Source organism: Sporolactobacillus sp. PKPK-6, assembly GCF_056678885.1.
Genome location: NZ_JBWXPA010000001.1, coordinates 217,639 through 236,857 on the forward strand (window position 1 = coordinate 217,639; position 19,219 = coordinate 236,857).

Here is a 19,219-nt window from a genome sequence, read left to right on the forward strand (position 1 = left end):
TAGAGGAGGTGGCAGCATGTTAAGGCAAGGAAATCATCAAACACCTGCTAACAGACCTTTTATACCACCTAAGTCACACCCGGTTTATACGGGAAGATATCTTCTAGCAACAAATGAAATTAGTAACTTGTACAATACGATATCAAGATGGATTGATTGTCGAACGCCTGGAGGCATCATTTATGGGCGTCCAAGGATAGGAAAAACAAGGGCTTTAAAATTTTTATTGAGTCAACTACCCGAAGAATATGGCGAAGATTTACCAATTTTTATAATAAATTGTCGCTACTACAAAACCCCAAATGAATCAGTCTTCTTTGAAGATATGTTGAGAGATGTAGGACACGAATTCTTCGCAAATGGGAAAGCAAATGTCAAACGAGGACGTTTATCCATGTTTCTTATCGAGCGTGGACTTTCCTCAAAAGAAAATAGAGTAATTGTGATAATGGATGACGCTCAAGAACTCCACGAAATGCATTATAAATGGTTAATGGATATTCATAATGAACTTGATCGAGCCAATGTCCAATTAACCGTCATCCTTGTAGGACAAAAAGAGTTAATAAATCAAAAAAGTGCTTTCATTGCTATGAAACGAGCACAAATTATCGGACGGTTTATGGTGCATGAATACCCTTTTAAAGGAGTTTGCACAGTAGACGATATCACAACTTGTCTCGTTGGCTATGATGATGAATCATCTTATCCGGAAGGGAGCGATTGCTCATTTACACAATTTTTCTTTCCAAAATTATATGCTGAAGGATTCCGTCTTGCCACTTATGCTGATTTATTTTATGAGACCTTTCAAGAGATGCGTCGTAAAGCAAATATTCCCGGTAAATTTGAAATACCTATGCAATATCTAACTACAACAGTAGAGTTTATTCTTACCCAGTACGGCTTTGATGGGACTAATGTTGATGCACTCACGAAAGAAGAAATAAATAATGCTATTGAATTCTCTGGTTATATAAATTCAGAGACTTATTCGGAAATGAATTGAAGGAAGGATGGACATTTAGCTATGGAAAAAGAAGATTTATCAAGTGTTACATGGAAAAATGAATGGATACAGCCTTATGAATCAACTTGGGGAATACTTGAAAAATTTCGGTATGCAAATAAGCTTGAAACTATCGAAGTTATTCGTTTTTTTGCGAACAAGGACCTACGAAAAAAAAGAAACATTAATCCCACAGTAAAGTCTTACCGAAACCTAATTTCTTTTTCGTGTTTTGATGGTGAGAAAACAAAAAAAGTTTTAGGTCTAGATTTATGTGAATACTACGATAAAATGATCAATCAACTACTGCAACCAATATTAAACCCAATATCTCACAGAGAGAAGTACTTTAGAGAAAATCTAACTTTCTGTCCTATCTGTATCGAAACAGGATACCACAGTTTTTTTCATCAAATAAAACTCTTTGACAAATGTGTCTTTCACGGCGTGAGTTTAGAAAACAAATGTAGACAATGTCATGCCAAGACACGCTATGAACTATCCCAAAGTAATGATCCATTCTGTTGCAAATGTAAACATCCGTTTACTCAAAACAACACATTTACATTTATTATGACCTGGAGTAATAATTATTTAAGTAAAAATTTATATACTAATTGGATCAATTTGGACAGAGAAACTATTAACGATAATTATCTCTATTATCCCTTTTTGAGTGATCATGATAAAAATGAAAATCACTCGGAATTAAGAAAGGCTCTTATATTATTTCAGCATACTCATAATAATGATGATAAAGAATCAAACAATCAAATGAAAAGTAAAGGATTTATCTTTACCACATCGAATGTTACGAATTTAGATAAAAAGATCAGAAAGCACAATGCAAAGTATTTAAAATTACAAAAAAGTTATGATCATCAGAAGTATGTATATGATCTTTCCAAAGCCATTTACAAGTCGGTAGCACGATTTATCAGAAAGAAATTACTTAAGGATCATAAGAAATGTATAAAAATTTTTCAAAAAGCAGCACATGGAGGGGACGTGTGCCCGGACGCATTTGCCTATTTACTTTGGAGAAAAGAGGCAGAACAAATTAATGAAATGTGGGAAGTAGAATCAGGGTGGGGTAATGGTTCAACTCTGAAAATCAGATATAACGATCATGATAACTTTTCTTTTTATTTTGGTGGTGTCATTTCAAGTTATATTGATGATACATTTAATAATTTCAGGTTGAAGGATTTTTCAGAAATTGAAGATAAGGAAATTTTGAACTGGTTATTATTTCATATGTCTAGCGATTTATTAATCGGACGATTTTTATACTGGAAAAATAAAGTCTCAACAGAATTATTCCATAAACCGCTAATTAATAGAGGTACACCTTTTTATTTAGCATTGATCCCAAAAGAGGGAAAAAAGAAAATGGTTTTTATAAGACGGCTATACCATGTCAGTAATATTAGTTCGAAAACATGTCCAATTAGCAATCATAAAAGAGAATACGAACGATATATAAACCCATTAGAAAGGGGGATCCAAAAACTTTATGCCGAAGAATAACAGAGAGTCCTCAGGTTTGTGTCGATAATTTACCAGATAATGTAATTCAGTCCCCAGGTTTGTGTCGCAATAGAAGAAAATAACTTGAATATTTTACCAAACAGTCCCCAGATTTGTGTCGCAAATCATTGAATTTTTATATAGTCCCCAGGTTTGTGTCAAAACAGTCCCCAAGTTTGTGTCGCCAGACATTAACGCATTAAATTTTAAAAAAGGGGGTGATTCATAAATTTTTACATTACTACGTAAAATATAATTTTGACGAAGTAATGTAAAAATACATTTATGAAATTACCTTTATTGGCTGATTTTTGCCAGCACCGTATCCATGACTTTCTGTTTGAGTTTTTGCGAATCACTCAATAGTTTTTTCCCTTGTTCCTGATAGTCCTGTTTAACCGCTTCATTTTTAATGGTGGCCAAATTAATTTTTACTGTCAGCCATGCGGATTGAATGGCTGCATCCAATGAAATGACTGCAACACCGAGATCCGAGATCACGTTTTTATTGAATTGATCCGAAGCATTCTCTAAAATACTCATTACATCACGACAGCTTTTCATTAATTGAAGCGGAACATCCGCTGCCTGAACTGCAGCGTTTTGCAGCTGAGTCGTACGTTCACGACGTTCATCAGCAGTTTCTTTTGGCAATCTCAGCGCAATCATAAATCGGTTAAACGAATCCATATCTTGCTGGGCAAAGTATTCAAAGCCGTCTATTACTTTTTGAAGATCTGCAGCCATTTCATGCATTCTTGTTTGTACATGGGCAAATTTTGGTCCCGTTGACAAATTTGCAACCATAGAGCCCATGGATGCGCCTAATGCAGCACATAGTGCAGCAATACTGCCTCCCCCGGGTGTTGGTGCAGAAGAACTGGCTGATTCAATAAACTGGCTGATCTTCTGATCAAAGACTTTCACGTTGTCGTACCTCCTCTTGGCTTTTGGTTATTTGAAGACGAACCGCTTTTAAGAGATTTTCAAATAAAATCATTGTTGTTACCTTACCTACTCCGCCTGGTACCGGGGTTGCCGCCTGGACGATTTCTAAAACTTCGGGCTGAACATCACCAACAATACCGCCTTTTAATTCATTAATGCCTGCATCAACGATCACCAGATCACGGTGAACCATGTCTGTTGTCACTAAATTAGCTTTCCCCACCGCAGAGATTAAAATATCTGCTTTCTCAATTTGCTTTTGCAGATTATTGGTATATTCATGACAGATTGTCAGTGTTGCGTTCGCGCGTAACAAGAGATGAACAAGCGGTTTACCAACCGTTTCACCACAGCCGATCAATACAACGTTTTTTCCTTTTAAGGGATAACCGAAATAATCAAGAATTCGGATACACGATTGCGGTGTGGCTGGATACAATCCGTCATCGCCAGTAAAACATGCTAATTTATTTGCCGGAGATAGACCATCAACGTCTTTTTCAGGAGCAATGGCAGAAACCATTTTTTTGGCGTCAAGATGTTTTGGTAGCGGCAATTCAAGAATAATGCCGTGAATCGATGGACAGCGATTCAACCATTTAATTTTGGCCAGCAGTTCAGTTTCAGTAATTTGAGGGTGTACAGATGTAAGCAAATAACGAATGCCGAGTTTTCGAGCGATTCTTTGTTTTGCTTTGGCGTAACATTCAGATGCGGGGTCTCCTTGAACGATGAGCACAGCGATTGTAGGATCAATTCCCTTTTCTTTCATACGTTTAACTTCTAAGACTAAGTGTTCAGAGATCTGTTTTGCCATGCCTTTTGTTTGCAGTAGTTTTCCCATTGGTTATACCTCCGTAAGCAAATAAAAAAAGCATCTGGATATCGACCGAAAATGGTTTCCAAATACTTTGCCCAGGCGTACGGCTTGTTCAGATCCTCATGTGCTCCCTCATGGTTTTCCCATGCTACGCCAGTTACACACGATTTATTCAATTTAATAACGGACATCTCATCTTTAACAATATAACATGAATGATATAAAAATAAAATATATTTCATAGATAAATGATATATGTCATAGACATGGTGGGATGCTTTCTTCAAGTCAATGTGTCTTTCATCTCTTTCGTCTTGTTTACTTCGTAAAATATTGTTATTTGTCTCGCTCTGTGTTACACTTAAATTGTAAAATAATACCATTTGATTGGAGTTTTCTTTATGGCTGATGAACGAACAACACATCTTTATGACCGGATTGATGAGAAAACAGCACAGCTCCCATGGTACGTTCGTGAATATGTAGATAAGAAAATGCGAGTGATGTCCCCTCGTTCATTACTAAATTATTGTCATGATTATTTGATTTTTTTCGACTGGCTGATTTCCGAAGGCTTTTATCAAGGAAATCGTAGTGATATTTCACTAGATTGTCTTGAAAAGTTAACGCCTCAGTCGATTGAAAATTTTCTTTCCTATCTCCAATTTCGCCTACGTAATGACAAGTTCACCATTAATCGCAAGCTGTCTTCATTGAAGTCCCTCTTCAATTATTTACAAAATGTTGCTGAGACTGATGATCTCAAGCCTTATCTCGTACGCAATGTAATGGCGAAAATCGCATTCAATAAAATAAAAGAAGATCAAGAGACCGTTGCACAGAAAATGGCGGGGAAAATCCTTTGGAATGATGAATATGAGGCCTTTCGCCAATTTGTTGCTCAAGATTACCGTGAAATGGTGAAGGATAATAAGAAGCTGCTCAATTTCCACTCACTAAATGCAGAACGTGATACTGCCATTATCTCATTGATTCTCGGCTCCGGACTTCGTTTATCAGAAGTAGTCGGATTGGATCTGCACGATGTTGATTTTCAAAAACGAATGGTGCGCGTCATTCGAAAAGGAAATAAAGAACAATATGTCTTCTTTAGTGAACAAGCAGGACTCGATCTTGAAGATTATATTACCGTACGTACAAAAAGGTACAATCTGCCGCGTACGAATCAAGCGCTTTTCGTCTCTGCAACTATGGGGCCGAAAGGTACAACGCGCAGGCTTAGTGCCCGATCCATTGAAAATCTTGTAAAAAAATATGCCATCGCATTCGGAAAACCATCACTGTCTGTTCATAAACTGCGCCATTCGTTTGCAACGCGTTATCAAGCAGAAAATAACGATATTCCAAAACTGCGTCGTCAACTTGGTCATTCGGCGATCCAAACAACAATGATTTATACTCATCTGTCAAACGACGAATTGAAGCGTGCGGTGGATCATATGGACGATCACTTTGATGAATCACAGGATCACGAATGAATCGTCAGCCAATTAGTTTACATAAATATTATTCAGTCATTTATGAGAGCCTCATGTCCTGAATCGTGCTGCGGTCAATGAGGCTCTTAATTGTCTATTCAAAGTAAAATAGTGCAAAGCTCGTCAAGATTATGTATCTCGTAATTCGGTTTCACATTAAGATCAATGTTTAAATGTTTGGCATTGAACCAGCATGTTTCAAGCCCCGCTCGACTGCCGCCCTGGATATCAGAAATTAAAGAGTCGCCAATGATTAGGCCTTGATCTGCTTTAAAATAAGGAATGTGTTCAAACGCATAATCAAAAAATCGTTTGTCAGGCTTATGGTATCCTGTATCCTCCGAAACAAAAATCTGCTTAAAAAAAGGAGTCAACCCGGAATCTCTCAGCCTTTTGCGCTGCGTTTCAGCGACACCATTTGTTACAATATATAAATCAAAACGCTCTTTTAAACGTAGCAATAATTGACTCGCACCATTGACAAGCTGGTGACCTTCGCGCAGAAAGCGACGATAGTTTTGCTCCATTGCAACACCATCGACATCCTTACCGAAGGCTTTAAACAATTTGGAAAATCGCGTGTTTACTAATTCATCACGCTTAATTTTTCCGTTTTCGAAATCCCTCCATAATCCCTTATTCATCACTTTATAGTAGTTTTTTATTTCAGGTGTCAAGATAATTTGTTGGTCATCGAATAGCTTGTGAAGTGCCGACTCTTCTGCAGCACCGAAATCAAGCAGCGTATCATCGACATCAAAAAATAGAGATGTATAGTGTGACATTAGTATCCTCTCATTCTTAATTAGTCATCAAGAAAAGTTATTTTATTGTTGGCAAGCGATGAAATTCGAGCAAGTGAATAAACCGGATAACCGGCATGATCAAGCCGAGATCTGCCTAATTGGAATGATTTTTCAATGACAATACATACTCCTGCAACAGTTGCTCCAGCCATTTCGACTAAACGTGTCAATCCGAGCGAAGCTTCACCATTAGCGAGAAAATCATCAACAATTAGAATTCGATCATCTGCCGAAAGCATTATTTTCTCAAGATAAACCAAATTATTTGTGCTTTTCGTATAAGATTGAATGTTCGTAACTAACGAATCTTCGTTAAGCGTTGACGGCTTTTTTTTGCGTGCAAAAAGAACCGGGACATTCAATGCCAGTCCAGTCATTAATGCCGGCGCTATTCCTGAAGACTCAATCGTCAAAACTTTTGAAACACCCGTATCCGCAAAAGTATGGGCAAATCGCTCACCGATCTTTTTCATCAACCCTGGATCGATCTGATGATTCAAGAATCGGTCAACCTTTAAAATGTTGGAATCGATCACAATTCCTTCCTCACGAATGCGTTGTTTTAATTCTTCCATTGTGAATGGGATCTTCCTTTCCTCTATCATTAAATCAATGCAGAGCATCTTTTTACAAAGTATACACTGGATTCGCCGCCTGCACTAGCCCGAAGCAATTCTTTCACTTTGTTCTGTGATATCTATTCCTGTAGAGAATATTGAATGATTTTCTGCTTGTTTATTTAAATACACGCATGGTGAATAATCACATAGAGTGACCCCTTGTTTACTTGTCAAACCAGCCTTTCTTTCGGAACCAATAATACATAATGATCGCGATCAGCCCCATGAGTCCGAGAACGAAGAAATAACCGTATTTCCAGTTAAGCTCAGGCATATATGCGAAATTCATTCCGTAAATACCGACGATAAAAGTCAATGGCATAAAAATAGTAGTAATGACGGTCAATGTTTGCATGACTCGATTCATGCGATATGTAGTCAGCGACAGGTAACTGTCGCGGATGTCAGACGTTATTTCCAAATTCGATTCAATCATGTGTGTGATTCTGCTTAAATTATCATTTAAATTACGCAGAAAAAATTCATGCTCTTCGCTTTTCTCAATAGACGATGAGCCGATCATCCGATTCGTAATATCCATGAGTGGTGCGATGACACGGCGAAAACTAAGCAATTCACTGCGTAACTGAAAGACACGGCGATTCATCTTATTGATTGATTCGCGCTTTGCATTCAAATCCAAATCATCAATTTTATCTTCGAGATCATTTGCAGCCATAATATATTGTTCAATCAATCGGCTCATCAGTCGTCGCAGAATTTCATCCGGAATATCCTCTTTGAAAAAATGCTCATCTGATCTGCAGCCATGCCACACATCATTCACTGCCTTTAAGTTGCTCGTGTGAAAGGTGACGAGTGAATTTTTCCCAACATATAGATAGAGTTCATGTGTTTTCAAAGTGTTCGGACTAATCACTTGAAGGGAAACAAAATAATAATTCTTAAACAGCTTTAACTGCGGTCTGCTTGAATGGTGTTCGTTTTCTTTTGCGAGACGATGAAAAGAAGGAAGAAAATCTTTTAACTGTTTTCGTTCGTCATCGTCAGGTGCACTCAAATCTAACCAATAATGATTAAGTGCTTGAGCGTCTAATTGGGTAAAATCTAACTGTGATGTGATTTGATCATTTTTGTCTTGAGCGAGAATACGTATCATTAATCAAGAAGCTCCTTTTTCATGGTTGTGATGTCGAGTTATATATCGAGAAATTCGCCGTCCTTAATTTCGTGCAAGGATCGATATAAATCCGAAGGTACATGACCGACCAAGTCGTCAATGGAATTGAAAACTTCCAGTTTTCGTAAATCCGGAGCCTCATCCTCCGATTCCTTTTGAAAAGGAACTTTGTTCATGTTTTCCCCTGCAAATTTTTCCATGATTCGTTTCTTTAACTCATTCTCAATCGACTGCTCCAGAGGTATTCTCTTCTGTTCACGAATAAACACTGCATAGCGGCCATGTGTTGTTTCGTAGACAACATAGGTCGTCAGCAACGAGTGATCCTCGTCATGAACGCTTGCGGAAGCCAACTCTCTGCCAATAAATCGTTTTCTCTTATAAAATCCATTTTCACCTTCAGAAATTTCAATATGCTCGAATCCTTTTCCTTCACCAATTTTTGTGTAAAATCTGAGTGCTTGCACAATCGTAGCAGATAAGTTTTTACCGGAGACTTCTTGAGCTTGATCAAACACTTCTAAATCAGCATCTGGAACATAAATGGTTTTATTCGGCATAATGATCTCCTTCGATAATTAATCTATTTACTTTATACATATAAATATACACGTTTATACGTAGATAATAAAGCATATTCTACATATTTTCTACATATAAATTGTTTGATACATACGCATAATATATTTATATCAAATGCTATTTGTAATAAATTTTTATTAAACAACACCTTTATGTGCTTCAATTTCTAAACTAAATAAAATGATAACGAATGGATGCCATCAGGTTAGATAGCTTTTAGAATTAAAAATCCGTATCTTATGAAACGAAAGAGTTTATTGCTATTTACTTAACAACTCTGTGCTTTTTACAAAATGAAATGGCACGATCTTTTAAGAGTCATGCCTATGTCTTCAAACGTCCCCTTCTCATTTAGTAATGCAAAACATACGAACTTTAGATTCCTTCATCTCAAGTTGAATCACATTAATCTCTTGTTGATTACGATTCATGCAGATGCTAGGCACTCTTTATAAGATCTTTGTTTTGCAAATATTGGATATAATTTGGGAAGATTATTAGCTATCAGGGAGTCACTCTATATGGGGATTGAGTGATCTTTTTGGTAGTCATATTCAACTCTCCTTTTCAAGAGTTCGAGTACCATTATCGACGATATAGTTTGTAGTAACGATAAAAATTCCGTAAAAGGTGTGGACCGCTTTCAGCCCTATTTTTTACAGATGTGAAAAGTATGGATGGTTATCATAAAAGTGGTCACGTGGTCTATGATATAAAGTACCATGTGGAATGGGTGACAAAATATTACTATAGAGTGATGAGGGGTTAGGTTGTTTTCCGGTTGCAGAAACTGATTCGCAGGGTTGTGACACCAGAGGAATCACGATTCTGCAAAGAGCTAAGAAAAGGACTTTTAGTAGATTTCATCTTAGGTGACGAAATGAATTCGTAGTCATTTATATCTGAACCCTGCTGCATTAGCCGGTGGTCATTTAGCAAAGGAAGTACGAATTATTAATCACAGGTACAAACATAATAATTAATTAAACGTATGTTTAATATCTCTGTTCTCTCATCTTTGCATGTAATGTTATTTATTATCCGCCTCAATCTGTGCTTCATTTAATTTTTTGATTAGCTTAATGAATTGTTTTTGTTCTTTTGATGTTAGCCCCTGAACTTGCTGAGCGAAATACTTCTTTCGTTCCGGAAGAACTTGATTAAGTAGTTCATTTCCTTTTTCAGTCAATAAAATGTATTTCGTTTTCCACTCTTGCTCCCGAGAAATGAAGCCCTCCTTTTCCATTTTAATAATTAATTGTGTGATGTTCCCTTTAGTAAGAAACATCTTCTCAGCCAATTCTTTTTGAGACATTCTTCCGCTTTCCCCAATTTTCTCAAGTACTTCATATTGTGAGATAGTCAACGTCCATGTCTTTAAAAATTGGCTGTAGCGCTTAAGTTGGATGTGATAGGCCCTCGAAAGGTAAAACCACAAAAGAATGCTTTTTTCAATCGGCATATCTGATAAATTATCTATTGTGCTTATTTTCAATTATTTTCACCTTTTTTGACTAATTGTCAGTTTAATGCTAAACTAATAATAAGTTGATTGAATCTTGGTTTTAGATGCTCTCAATAGGGTATTTAATTGATAACAATTTGACTCATTTCATACTGTCAACTTTAGCAGGTTATCCTCGATTTACATAGGATTATTTTCCTTGTACTATTTTTAACACTATTTTCATTTCAATCAGCACACATCTTCTAGACTTAGATTTATGTATTTTCCATTTTATAGGAGGAGATTCACTATCAGTATTAACAAACCTTTAGAATCGATGTAGGATGCAGCACTTTCTGATGATGGCGCCCATAAACGAAGCCCCAAAAAGTTTTTAAAATTAATTACACTCGTATCAACCTTCGGAGGCCTTCTTTTTGGTTACGACACAGGTGTAATAAATGGCGCACTTCCGTTTATGGCAAGACCGGACCAGTTAAATCTTACTTCATTTACCGAAGGTTTAGTTGCTAGTTCTTTGCTTTTAGGCGCAGCATTTGGAGCAGTATTCAGCGGACGATTGGCCGACCATAAAGGACGCAAGACGGTCATTATGTATCTCTCCATCGTCTTCTTGATCACCACTCTTGGGTGTGCATTTGCACCTAATGCTGCAATTATGATTTTCTTCCGTATTCTGTTAGGGCTGGCTGTAGGTGGCGCTTCTGTCACTGTGCCAACATTCCTAGCTGAAATATCACCGGCTGAGACTCGAGGTCAGGTGGTAACGCAAAATGAATTAATGATTGTCAGTGGCCAACTGCTCGCTTATGTATTTAATGCAGTCATTGCGAATTACTCTGGCGGTTCAACCCATGTATGGCGTTATATGCTCGTTATTGCAACACTTCCGGCAATCTTGCTCTGGATCGGTATGTTCTTCGTACCTGAAAGTCCAAGATGGTATGCGTCTAAAGGAAAATTAAAAAGTGCATTGCGCGTGCTTCATTTGATTCGCCATCCAAAACGCGCCAGGCTGGAATTAGTATCCATTAAAAAAGCAGTCCAAAAGGAACGGACGAGCGAAAAAGCGACTTTTCGTGATCTTCAAACGCCATGGATCAGAAGAATCGTCTTTTTGGGAATCGGCATTGCTGTTGTCCAGCAAATCAACGGTGTTAATTCAATCATGTACTATGGAACACATATTCTTCAAGATGCCGGATTCAATACAGATGTCGCTCTCGTTGCAAATATAGCAAACGGAATTATATCAGTAGCAGCGACTTTCTTCGGCATGTGGCTGCTTGGAAGAGCAAAACACAAACCGATGCTGCTCATTGGATTAACAGGTACCTCAATTTCCTTATTGTTGACCGGCATTTTTTCAATGACTCTGCATGGAACACCCTTTCTTCCCTTTCTAGTTCTCAGCATGACTGTAATGTTTCTTGCATTTCAGCAAGCAACGATTTCGCCGGTAACCTGGCTGATGCTTTCTGAAATCTTTCCCCAGAAATTGCGTGGGTTAGGTATGGGGGTCACTGTATTTTGTCTTTGGACGACGAACTTTCTCGTCAGCTTCCTATTTCCAGTCTTACTTTCCTGGATCGGTCTGGGATTGACCTACTTCATCTTCTTTTTCTGCGGAATAGCTGCATTCACATTTGTGAAGTTCTTCTTACCTGAGACTAAGGGGAAATCACTTGAAGAACTGGAGTTGTTTTTTCGCAAGGCAGGACTAAAGAAAAAAGTTTGATCCAACATGATATATATACAATCTTATATGAAATAAAATAAGAGCAGCCACGGCTGCTCTTATTTCTTTAGAAAACATTTATGGTTTTAAACAAACAAGAGTAAATAACTTAGGCAAACCGATGTCGTTAATTTTCATATTCGGTGCTTCATCCAAACGCTGCACAACGAGACCTGCTTGAGCAAATGCGGTCACGATCTCCCCAAGCGTCCACTCTCTTAAGAATACAGTGCGTGGTGCTTCATTTTCATTTTCCCGATGAGAAAGGTGTTTAGAAAAAGCCACTTGACGTGTGTGCAATGATTGATCGAAATAGTTGCCGAAGACAATTTGTCTTTTTCCTCGTGTAGTAACCAATTTCGTTGACACGGGGTGAAATTCCTGAATAAGAAATTGACCGCCCGGTTTTAAAATCGAAAATACAAGTTCAGCAAGCGGTTCGAGATCAATAAAATAATGCAAGATCCCAAGCTCCATAAGTACCTTATCATACTTTTCCTTATGTTGATCAATAGGTAATTGCAGAACATCAGAAATTATATAATTTAGCGGTACGTTGAGAGCTGCTGCTACATTCTTGGCATAAGCAGCATTTTCAGAGGAAATGTCGACCACAGTTATTTGGGCTCCCATCAACGCCAGTGCGAGTGCCTTACTCCCATGAGAGCCGAGTAGATTGATAACCGTTTTACCCTGAATATCGTTTAGGTAGGGAGCAAGAGAACCCAGCTTAGCTATGGGGTTTTCTTTAATTTTCTCAGCTGCTTGTTCAGGCGTTCCGAAACGATTAACCCATGCTTGATAGGCCTCACTATTCCAGGCATGACCATTTTGATCAGCGTCTGAATTTTGGAGACTCCTTAAACATTTTTTAACCCTATCACGTAGCGGATCAGATTTTGGCAATGTACGCAAAAAATAACCGAACGATTTAACTGCTACTTGATAGGATTCAATAGCAATAAGTATTCGATCGGGGTCAGTACGAACTACCGTTCCTAAATGTCCATCGATACGAATAGAATACCCGTTTAACTGAAAGGTAAAGAAACAGCAATTGTTTTCTTTTTTAAGTCCGCTCGCTGAACAGTCTTTCACTGTTTGATAAAATTGCTCCAGCGCATCCCATTGTATGGAAATGGTGATGGAAAAATCATCATGTATCGTGCAACCTTGTAATTTCAATGCAGCTGTTCCCTCTACAGTCGCAGAAATTCCTTCAGCCGCAATTAAACGCCAGGCTTCTAAAAGCGTTGATCGCCAATATTGTTCTTTTTTTTGTTGTGTGTTCATGTTAGGCTCCTAGCAGATTCTTAATTGGCACACGATAATAATCAACCGTGTTATCAGATACAAATCCTGTTTTTGTATATAAATGCATTGCGTGAACGTTTCGAGATTCAACTTCCAATTTCACTTTCGTAACCGTTCCTGAAAACAATTCGCTTAGAATCCGATTAAGAAAAGAGCCGCCAAATCCCTTGCCCTGGTACTCAGTTTGTATTCCTAATCCAAATAAAAATGCTTCTGAACCCTCAAATCGTGCAAAACAGATACCAATAATTTGATCATCGAAAACAGCCATATAACCTTGTCGATTTGCAGACATCAATGCCATTTCAATTAAGCGTCGTGCCTCCTCACGGCTATCATGAAAGCTGTTTACGCTGACTTCGATTAATTGCTCCATATGCTCAATTCTTTGATAAGTCAACGACAATGGCTGTTCTGGAATCTGTATCATGTGGTTTTTTCGCTCAAGCGACATAACATGCTCTGAGAACTCATAACAAGCACCGAAATGATCAATCACTTGATTATTTGGGTAGGACGACTGGGACACAAAAAGCACATCGGCAATTTGAAATGCGTTCAGTTCTTCTATTGTTCGAAGCAGCAAGGCAGTAAAATAACCCTTTTCTCGGCAGTCTGGCGAAGTCAGCCCCGAAATTTCTGCTTCTGAACGCATCGGTGCAAACACATGCAGAAAAGCGATGAGTTTATGATTCTCATAGCAAAGAAATGTGTACTTCATTTCTTTATGGAAATTAAGAGTACCGTCTAAATTGGTCTCATATTGAACACCGTCAACCTGTGAACAAAACTGTTCCAATTGGCGAATTTCCTTTTTAATTTCTGCATTGAGTCGGCAGATGGATTTAATGATCATTTTAGGGCTCCAATCATTTTATCTTATTTCGAATAACAGGACATTAGCCTATTTGTTTTTCTAATTTATGTAAAGAAGCCTGAACATCTCAGGCTTCAAGAAAATTTATGTGTATCACTTTTCAAAGAGTTCCCCCGCGCTTGAACTGTGTACAGGTTGTGTGCGCGATTTCGGATCAATATAATGTTTGGCATTATTGACAGCAGTCGGTGCTTCTCCCAGTCCCGTTGCTATTAGTTTTATTTTGCCGGGATATGATGCAATATCGCCCGCAGCATAAACGCCTGGAATATTGGTTTCCATTTTGCTGTTCACGAGAATTGAATTCTTTTCCAGTTCAATGCCCCAGTCCTTAATCGGTCCTAATGCGGATACAAAACCATAGTTCACAATCAAATCGTCCAATGGCAATGTTTCCTCTGTTTCACCTTTCACCATTTGTATCGTTAATTGTTCAATATGATCTTTAGTACCTGAAACAGATTTCGCAATAAAGGGTGTTTTAACTTGTACAGACGCTTTTTTCATCGCTTCAACACTTGTTTCATGTGCCCTGAATTGGTCTCGGCGATGAATAATGGTCACACTTCTTGCAATTGAAGCCAATGTGTTTGCCCAATCAACCGCTGAATCTCCGCCGCCTAAAATGACGACTCGTTTGTCTTTAAAGATCGTTATATCCTGAACATAATAATGTATATTCGTAAAGTTTTCCACACTCTGATCGACCTTTAATGGGCGAGGTGCAAACGCTCCTACTCCGGCAGTAATCACAACTGTTTTCGTGCGATGAACGCAACCGGATGCTCCGATCAGTTCAATAACTCCATCATCATGCCTTACCAAAGAACTAATCGCTTCATCAAGAACGACTTCAGGATGAAACTGCTCGGCTTGTACAATCAGATTTTTAACTAAATCCTTTGCTTTGATCTTTGGAAATCCAGCAACATCGAAGATTTCCTTTTCAGGATAAAGGGTGCTGAGCTGTCCGCCTAGTTGCGGAAGACTCTCAATAATTTTCACTTTCATTTGCCGCATGCCGGCATAAAAAGCGGTGAAAAGTCCCGTTGGACCGCCGCCTATTATCGTTATATCAAAAAGTTCTTGTTCTTCTTCAGTCAATACAATCCCTCCAAATACCATAAAAAATGATTCGTTTTTCATCATATTTTATTCTAAGTGATTTTTCTGATCAATGCTATTAGAACGCTTAGTGTAAACAATCGAATGATAAATATAAAGATATGCAAGGATCAGAATGAATTTCCGAATAAACGCTCAAAATAATGGATGGTACTATCGGCCTAATTTGAAATCAGCACCTTGATCTCTTACCGCCAAAAAGGAGGGAAAAAAATGGTTCTAGCCGTCACTCTATGTCTCATTTGGATCATCGTGAATCTCTTCATTCTTTTGCCTAAGCGGCTTTCGCGTGAAGAAAATCTATTTCTATTTCTCACTTGCTCAATCACCATTATGCTTTCACTCTTATTGCCTGCGAAGCGCATGTATTTTGGTGATCCAGGATTTAACTACAGTATTGAAGGTACGCTGGCATTTCTTTTTAATCGGAACATTATTTTCCCAGTGCTCACACTAATCTCCATCAATTTAGTACAAGACAAAGGTTTATGGAAAAAACTAATCACGTTTTCAGCGAGCTTTTGTGTATTTATACTTTTTTGCAAACTTGAAGAAAAACATACTATTGTCTCTTCAATCAACACGGTTACACTGTTTATCTACTTTATTTGTTTTTACACACTCATGCTGGTCCTTCTAAAAGGATTTCAGCTCCTGAGCCAAAAACAACAGTCAAGCGACCAATAAATCAAAAAGGAGATTCACATGATACCTAAAGGTACAGTTTTCAATTCAAATGAACTTTTCATTTTGATCACCGGAGTAACTGCTTATACGGCTATGCTTCTTCTTCCCAAGCGGTTCAACCGTCAGCAGACAATCACCATGCTTTTAATCGGTGCTTTTATCAGCACCTTTTTTGATAATACAGTGTGTATCAACCCGTTCAATTACTATAATGTAAATGATACACCCTTCACTGATTTTTGGGACATGCTCTCGTTTGTTATGTTTGGTCCGTTCGCCTATTTTTTTATTTACTTTTATGTCGTGATTAGAAAAAATCGAACAACCTATTTTTTCTATATTACGATTTGGGCACTGATTTCGATGATAGCTGAAGCATTGGCATGGCATGTCGGCGTGTACCATTATAAAAACGGATATCAATTGTTCTTCTCGTTACCGATCTATCTGATTGTACTCACAGCGACCATGGTTTATTATCACTATTTTATACAAAAGGAATGTATAAAAATTAAAGATTAGCGGTATCTAGTATAAGAAAAGCTAAGGCTCCGCCGGCGTCAAGGACTTGGCCTCGCCAAGCTTTTCTTTATCCGAAGATAGCCATTCAGCCTTCGTCCTTTTTGAGTTGAATGGTATCGGACCAAATTTCGCTGACCGTTCCGTCCTCATCCTGATCTAAAAAGAATGAACCATTGCTGTACCGATCAGATACTCGAATATCCTCTGATTGCAGCGTAAACACTTTGCCCTTATCTGAGCTTATATTGATTCGATCATTATTGTCGACAAGTGTCAATCCGACAATATGATGCGGTCGTGTCTTTAATTCACGCAACAGCTGTACGCCGCGTCTCGGTCGACCGGTTTGTTCGATTTGTCCTTCTATTTTCATTTTCTTGACTGCACCACGATCAGTAACAATTAGTAAGCGGGTATCTGATTGTTTTGTAAATGCAACGGCACCTGCCACTGTATCACCATTTTTTAACTGAACCGCTTTTACACCTGCTGCGCGCTGACCGACTTCTCCAGCCTCTTGTTCAGCGAAACGTAATCCGTAGCCCATATAAGTCGCAAGGATCAAATCTGAAGAACCATCGGTTGCCATTGCCACAATACATGAGTCATCCTTTTTCAATTTTAAAGCGGTCAAAGGCTTTGAACGTCGCTGTGCTTTATACTCAAGCAATTTTGTTCGTTTGACCATGCCAAGTTTGGTAAAGAAAGTCATATACAATTCTGTGTGTTCAAAATCATTCACAGGAACAGCAGAGATAATAACTTCATCCGGATCAATCGGAACAATGCTGGCAATATGCTGGCCAAGTTCTTTCCAGCGACGATCCTGGATTTCATGGACAGGCAAATAAACATATCGGCCTTTGTCCGTAAACACAAGCAAAGTATCGGTTGTGTTCATCTGTTGTTGGAATAGTGGATGATCCGTTTCCTTCATCGCCACTGCATCATCGCCGCTTGCAGTATACGAACGAAGACTTGAACGCTTTACGTAGCCATGTTTTGTAAGGGAGACCATAACCTCTTCGGAAGCAACCATGACTTCAAGATCAATCTTGATTTCTTCAATTTCCGCTTCAATAGTCGTTCTTCTTGCGTCCGCATATTTTTTTCGAACGTCCATTAATTCCTTTTTAATAACCCCTATCAGTTTTTTACTCGAATTAAGGATCCCCTGTAATCGGGCAATCGTTATATCCAGCTGATGTTCTTCTTCTTGAAGTGTAACAATATCCGTATTCGTTAAACGATACAATTGTAAGTTCACAATTGCTTCTGCTTGGATTTCAGTAAAACCAAATGAATCACAAAGATTCTGCTTTGCGCTCTTTTTATCTTTAGAACTTCGGATCACACGAATAACTTCGTCAAGTATTGAGATTGCCTTGATTAATCCACGAACGATGTGTTGGCGGTCAATACTTTTTTGAAGTTCATATTGTGATCGACGAGTAACTACTTCTTTTTGGTGTTCAATATAGGCTTCGAGGATTTCCTTAATCCCTAGCTGTCTTGGAGCTTTATGATCAATCGCTACCATATTAAAGTTATAAGAAATCTGCAGATCGGTATTTTTAAAATAGAAATTTAAAATGCCGTTTGGATCTGCATCCTTCTTTAACTCAATAATGACACGCATGCCGCTGCGGTCTGTCTCGTCACGTACTTCTGAAACGCCTTCAACCTTGTGATCAAGGCGAAGTTCGTCCATCTTTTTCACGAGCATCGCCTTATTAACCTCATAGGGCAGCTCAGTAATGATAATCTGCTTTCTTCCTGTACGTAAGATGTCAATTTCCGTACGGGCGCGCAACACAATTCTGCCTTTTCCGGTTTTGTATGCTTTCTTAATTCCGTCCAATCCTTGAACAATTCCACCCGATGGAAAATCCGGACCCTTAACATAGGTCATTAAATCATCGACTGTGGCTTTTGGATTTTCCATCAGCATAATCGTTGCGTCGATGATTTCAGACAAGCAATGTGGTGGAATTTCTGTTGCATAGCCCGCTGAAATTCCCGTTGAACCGTTAACCAGCAAATTTGGGAATTTCGATGGAAAAACAGTTGGTTCCACCGTTGTGTCATCAAAATTAAGCACGTAGTCGACAGTCTTCGCGTCAATATCACGAAGCAGTTCAGCAGATATCTTCGACAATCGAGCTTCAGTGTAACGCATCGCTGCCGGCGGATCACCGTCAAGACTACCGTTGTTCCCGTGCATTTCAATAAGCGGCATCCGCACTTTCCAATCCTGACTCATTCGTACCATTGCTTCATAGACCGAGGAATCACCATGCGGATGGTAGTTGCCGATTACGTTGCCGACCGTTTTTGCCGACTTGCGGAACGGTTTGTCGTTCGTATTCCCGTCACGAAGCATCGCATAGAGGATTCGGCGCTGCACCGGCTTCAATCCATCCCGAACATCGGGGAGTGCACGCTCCTGAATAATATATTTGCTATATATGCCAAATCGGTCGCCCATCACTTCTTCGAGCGTCCGATTCACTAATTTTTCTCTATTTACCAC

At 38.6% G+C, this 19,219-nt stretch carries 16 protein-coding genes, 1 pseudogene and 1 riboswitch; of the genes and pseudogenes, 6 read left to right on the forward strand and 11 right to left on the reverse strand.

Annotation, left to right across the window (positions count from 1 at the left end; all coding sequences use genetic code 11):
- The first annotated feature begins 16 nt into the window (after positions 1-16).
- Positions 17-1,009 carry an ATP-binding protein gene (locus AC1MBV_RS01115; RefSeq protein ID WP_480947374.1) on the forward strand — a complete coding sequence of 331 codons (993 nt, stop codon included), beginning with the start codon at positions 17-19 and terminating at the stop codon, positions 1,007-1,009.
- A gap of 21 nt (positions 1,010-1,030) precedes the next feature.
- Entirely contained in the window at positions 1,031-2,539 is a 1,509-nt protein-coding gene (locus AC1MBV_RS01120; protein WP_480947375.1) for a hypothetical protein, read from the forward strand.
- A 297-nt stretch (positions 2,540-2,836) separates the two neighbouring features.
- On the opposite strand, the gene AC1MBV_RS01125 is transcribed toward AC1MBV_RS01120, so the two are convergent.
- Positions 2,837-3,466, reverse strand: a complete 630-nt coding sequence (locus AC1MBV_RS01125; protein ID WP_255746556.1) for a cyclodeaminase/cyclohydrolase family protein — start codon at positions 3,464-3,466, stop codon at positions 2,837-2,839.
- Entirely contained in the window at positions 3,453-4,331 is an 879-nt protein-coding gene (locus AC1MBV_RS01130; RefSeq protein ID WP_255746555.1) for a bifunctional 5,10-methylenetetrahydrofolate dehydrogenase/5,10-methenyltetrahydrofolate cyclohydrolase, read from the reverse strand. Before AC1MBV_RS01130 ends, AC1MBV_RS01125 begins: the two co-directional genes overlap by 14 nt.
- 62 nt (positions 4,332-4,393) lie before the next feature.
- Positions 4,394-4,478: riboswitch (ZMP/ZTP riboswitch) on the reverse strand.
- 230 nt (positions 4,479-4,708) lie between these two features.
- On the opposite strand from AC1MBV_RS01130, the gene xerS reads away from it, so the two are divergent.
- Entirely contained in the window at positions 4,709-5,806 is a 1,098-nt protein-coding gene (gene xerS / locus AC1MBV_RS01135) for a tyrosine recombinase XerS (RefSeq protein WP_255746553.1), read from the forward strand.
- Positions 5,807-5,904: 98 nt separating this feature from the next.
- Here the strand turns inward: xerS and AC1MBV_RS01140 are convergent, their stop codons facing one another.
- From AC1MBV_RS01140 to AC1MBV_RS01160, 5 genes are all read right to left on the reverse strand, one after another.
- The gene (locus tag AC1MBV_RS01140; RefSeq protein WP_480947376.1) at positions 5,905-6,591 is read right to left on the reverse strand and encodes a YjjG family noncanonical pyrimidine nucleotidase; all 687 of its coding nucleotides are present in this window, start codon (positions 6,589-6,591) and stop codon (positions 5,905-5,907) included.
- Positions 6,592-6,611: 20 nt separating this feature from the next.
- Entirely contained in the window at positions 6,612-7,187 is a 576-nt protein-coding gene (locus AC1MBV_RS01145) for a xanthine phosphoribosyltransferase (protein WP_255746550.1), read from the reverse strand.
- Positions 7,188-7,395: 208 nt separating this feature from the next.
- Positions 7,396-8,352, reverse strand: coding sequence for a magnesium/cobalt transporter CorA (gene corA / locus AC1MBV_RS01150; RefSeq protein WP_255746549.1), 957 nt, complete (start codon positions 8,350-8,352; stop codon positions 7,396-7,398).
- 38 nt (positions 8,353-8,390) lie between these two features.
- Positions 8,391-8,933, reverse strand: coding sequence for an EXLDI protein (locus AC1MBV_RS01155; protein WP_255746548.1), 543 nt, complete (start codon positions 8,931-8,933; stop codon positions 8,391-8,393).
- Between the two features lie 1,052 nt (positions 8,934-9,985).
- The gene (locus AC1MBV_RS01160) at positions 9,986-10,417 is read right to left on the reverse strand and encodes a MarR family winged helix-turn-helix transcriptional regulator (RefSeq protein ID WP_480947377.1); all 432 of its coding nucleotides are present in this window, start codon (positions 10,415-10,417) and stop codon (positions 9,986-9,988) included.
- 370 nt (positions 10,418-10,787) lie between these two features.
- On the opposite strand from AC1MBV_RS01160, the pseudogene AC1MBV_RS01165 reads away from it, so the two are divergent.
- Positions 10,788-12,161: pseudogene (locus AC1MBV_RS01165) on the forward strand (sugar porter family MFS transporter); the annotation flags it as partial.
- A 78-nt stretch (positions 12,162-12,239) separates the two neighbouring features.
- On the opposite strand, the gene AC1MBV_RS01170 reads toward AC1MBV_RS01165, so the two are convergent.
- The 3 genes from AC1MBV_RS01170 to AC1MBV_RS01180 form a co-directional block, all read right to left on the reverse strand.
- Positions 12,240-13,454 carry a class I SAM-dependent methyltransferase gene (locus AC1MBV_RS01170; RefSeq protein WP_255746546.1) on the reverse strand — a complete coding sequence of 405 codons (1,215 nt, stop codon included), beginning with the start codon at positions 13,452-13,454 and terminating at the stop codon, positions 12,240-12,242.
- 1 nt (position 13,455) lies between these two features.
- Positions 13,456-14,331: a GNAT family N-acetyltransferase gene (locus tag AC1MBV_RS01175; protein WP_255746545.1), complete on the reverse strand. Its 876-nt coding sequence runs from the start codon at positions 14,329-14,331 to the stop codon at positions 13,456-13,458.
- Positions 14,332-14,445: 114 nt separating this feature from the next.
- A complete protein-coding gene (locus tag AC1MBV_RS01180; RefSeq protein ID WP_304654749.1) occupies positions 14,446-15,456 on the reverse strand; it encodes an NAD(P)/FAD-dependent oxidoreductase in 1,011 nt (336 codons plus the stop codon).
- A gap of 234 nt (positions 15,457-15,690) precedes the next feature.
- Between AC1MBV_RS01180 and AC1MBV_RS01185 the strand changes: the two genes are divergently transcribed.
- Together AC1MBV_RS01185 and AC1MBV_RS01190 are read left to right on the forward strand one after the other, a co-directional pair.
- Entirely contained in the window at positions 15,691-16,164 is a 474-nt protein-coding gene (locus AC1MBV_RS01185; protein WP_255746544.1) for a hypothetical protein, read from the forward strand.
- A gap of 18 nt (positions 16,165-16,182) precedes the next feature.
- Positions 16,183-16,686 carry a hypothetical protein gene (locus tag AC1MBV_RS01190; protein WP_255746543.1) on the forward strand — a complete coding sequence of 168 codons (504 nt, stop codon included), beginning with the start codon at positions 16,183-16,185 and terminating at the stop codon, positions 16,684-16,686.
- Positions 16,687-16,771: 85 nt separating this feature from the next.
- Here AC1MBV_RS01190 and parC read toward each other — a convergent pair whose 3' ends face one another.
- Positions 16,772-19,219 (reverse strand): DNA topoisomerase IV subunit A, encoded by a 2,448-nt coding sequence (gene parC / locus AC1MBV_RS01195; protein WP_480947378.1) that lies wholly within the window; start codon positions 19,217-19,219, stop codon positions 16,772-16,774.